This window comes from Plebeiibacterium sediminum, from assembly GCF_026013605.1.
GTDB classification, from domain to species: domain Bacteria; phylum Bacteroidota; class Bacteroidia; order Bacteroidales; family Marinilabiliaceae; genus Saccharicrinis; species Saccharicrinis sediminus.
In genome coordinates, this window is record NZ_JAPDPJ010000171.1 from 1 (window position 1) to 2,483 (window position 2,483).

Consider the following 2,483-nt stretch of genomic DNA (forward strand, 5'->3'; position numbering starts at 1 on the left):
TCCAATAAAAGAACTGCTTACAGAATATCAAATCAATCAAGATGTCAAAGAACAATTAAATTTGTTTAGTGATAATTTTTAACGCATCAGCAGTAGTTGCAGAATATTTTTTAATAAGAATATATCTCAGATATACCCTTTTCATCACCAGCAACTGCTTTTCTTATTGATTCTTCTAAAAGCTTTAACATTTTAATAGATATTAAAGTAATTTGTAAGTTTTATAGGTACTGTGATGATACGTGATTATTGGTTATGTGTCGAACCAAATAAATTAATTCATTATTTTTTTCGTATATAGTAAAAAATACAAACCATTGAGTGTTTTTACTTCTTTTGAAAGTAGCGTAAAACATATTTTTTCCAAAGCGGTCAAAATAGGATGGGGCTTGTCGTTTTTGTCTTCGGTGCAGTGTGGTTTCAATATCTTTGAATAAATCTTCAACATACTTTATTGCAGATTCTTCAAAGCCAAAATATTCATTTTCATAGAGTACTTGAGATAATTCTTTCAAGTACTCACGTACTTGAGGAAGGGCAACAACTTTCATTATTTTTTCCCTTTACGAAATATTTCCCTAATATCTTCTTTCACACCATCTAATAGCTCATCCATTGAAATTGCTCTTTTGAGATCTTCATCTGGTTCTAGATATTCCTGTTTCTTTAACACAAAAGTTTCTTTCTTACCTCTCTGGATAATAATTTGCTCACTTGCTGCTAAATCAAGATATTTCTTCATGTTATTACGAAGCTCTGCTGAACTAATTACTCTCATGATGTAAAATTTGGATGTACATTATAATGTACAAATATACGAAATTATTTTGATATTTTCTTATTTATCAATATAATAGTACAAACCGGATTTTTAATAATAGATATGATAATCTGCGTTTTACGAGACTGTTTTCATTTCAGAATTCGATTAGCTCAAGTTTTTTTTAATTTTTCTCTTTTAAATATAACTTCTTTAGAAAATTAAATTTTTCTTCAGAAGTCCATTTGTCAGATTTTGAAATGGATAAAAGACTAATATTTCCTCTGTTTTCACCAACTAAGAAGTAAGTGTTAAATTTACCTTGTTCTATATCTCCGTAAATTCTATAAGTCAAAAAATTTTTAATACTGTCGGATTCGAATAATTCTCGCTTCAGTCCATATGTTTTAATAAAATATTCTGAGTCCCATTCGTAATATGCCATTACAAAATCAAATTCCTTATATGAACCGTCTAGATTAAATTCATAATTATTGTATCTGCCAAAAGCAATTGCTAAAATTACGGAATCCTGATTAGTAAAGTATTGTTGTTTACTAACTGGATTATATTCTTTCTTTTCCCATTTACCTGGGATTGTCACAGCACCAAAAGGGAAAACTAAATAATCAGTTTCATTTTTTGATTCATTATATTCTCCGCCTACAATTGTACTTAATCTTTGAGTGGCACAACTTGTAATAAAGATTACAAAACAAATAATGAAGGTTTTAAGGAATTTATCTTTCATGTGCATCCAAGGTTGTCTAGGTTTTTCGAAAATTGGAGCTAACTTGTTTATAAAAATTTATAACGATTGATGACGCATAAATTCTTGTTATACTTTCAATTAACAAAACTCTTAAATATAGTATGTTAAAACGGCATATCCTTGAATTTCAATAATTATATTTTCATGGATTTTTATTCTTTTTCAATCTTTTATAAACTAAATAGTAAAAATTGACAGCACTAACAGATTTATTCATAATGTATTTATCACTGTTTTTTTGTAACCATCATTAAAGGACGTTTTACCTAAAAAAACTTTGAAATCCGAATTTCTACCCAACTCTCTATATTCAATACCAACATAACTATCTAGGGTAGTTAGGGAAATATGTCAATAAAAAGCAGTTTAATTTAAGACTCCATTTTATCATTCCCTCAAGATCTTTTCCATCGCTTTCCCATTTGCCAGTTCGTCAATTAACTTATCGAGATATCTGATATCCTGCATTAACTTATCTTCAATTTCTTCGACTCGAACACCACATACAACACCTTTAATTTTTGCTGCATTTGGATTCATTTTTGGTGCATACTTAAAGAAAGTTTCAAAATCAGAATTATTCGATAAAATCTGAAAAAGACTGAATCTATTATAGCCAGTAAGCCAAAATATTATTTCATCCACTTCTTTTTGGGTTCTGCCTTTTTTCTTGGCTTTTTGAATATAAAGCGGATAGACTTTTGCAAAAGGCATTTTATATATTTTTGAATTATCCATTCCCTATTCGATTTCTTTACACATTACACAAGCACTCAATTCTTTTGAAATAGAGCAAAGCATGGGTGCTTTCAACTTAAATCCTTTATATACTTGATCCTTAAAAGGTATAAAAATTGAATCACGATTAACTCCATCTTTTCGTCCCTTTTTATAAACCATTATTGTACGGTTCTCTTTTGGAAGATTCGAGCTGTTGCTCAATTCAACAAA

5 protein-coding genes are annotated in these 2,483 nt (G+C 28.9%); all 5 read right to left on the reverse strand.

Annotation, left to right across the window (positions count from 1 at the left end; genetic code table 11):
• Nucleotides 1–221: 221 nt before the first annotated feature.
• A complete protein-coding gene (locus OM075_RS24810) occupies nucleotides 222–551 on the reverse strand; it encodes a hypothetical protein (protein ID WP_301193255.1) in 330 nt (109 codons plus the stop codon).
• A complete protein-coding gene (locus OM075_RS24815) occupies nucleotides 551–778 on the reverse strand; it encodes a type II toxin-antitoxin system Phd/YefM family antitoxin (protein WP_301193256.1) in 228 nt (75 codons plus the stop codon). Before OM075_RS24815 ends, OM075_RS24810 begins: the two co-directional genes overlap by 1 nt.
• A 166-nt stretch (nucleotides 779–944) precedes the next feature.
• Nucleotides 945–1,511, reverse strand: a complete 567-nt coding sequence (locus tag OM075_RS24820; RefSeq protein ID WP_301193257.1) for a hypothetical protein — start codon at nucleotides 1,509–1,511, stop codon at nucleotides 945–947.
• A gap of 408 nt (nucleotides 1,512–1,919) precedes the next feature.
• Nucleotides 1,920–2,270 (reverse strand): DUF2200 domain-containing protein, encoded by a 351-nt coding sequence (locus OM075_RS24825; protein ID WP_301193258.1) that lies wholly within the window; start codon nucleotides 2,268–2,270, stop codon nucleotides 1,920–1,922.
• A gap of 3 nt (nucleotides 2,271–2,273) precedes the next feature.
• On the reverse strand, nucleotides 2,274–2,483 hold a 210-nt coding region (locus OM075_RS24830; RefSeq protein WP_301193259.1), incomplete at its 5' end, for a hypothetical protein.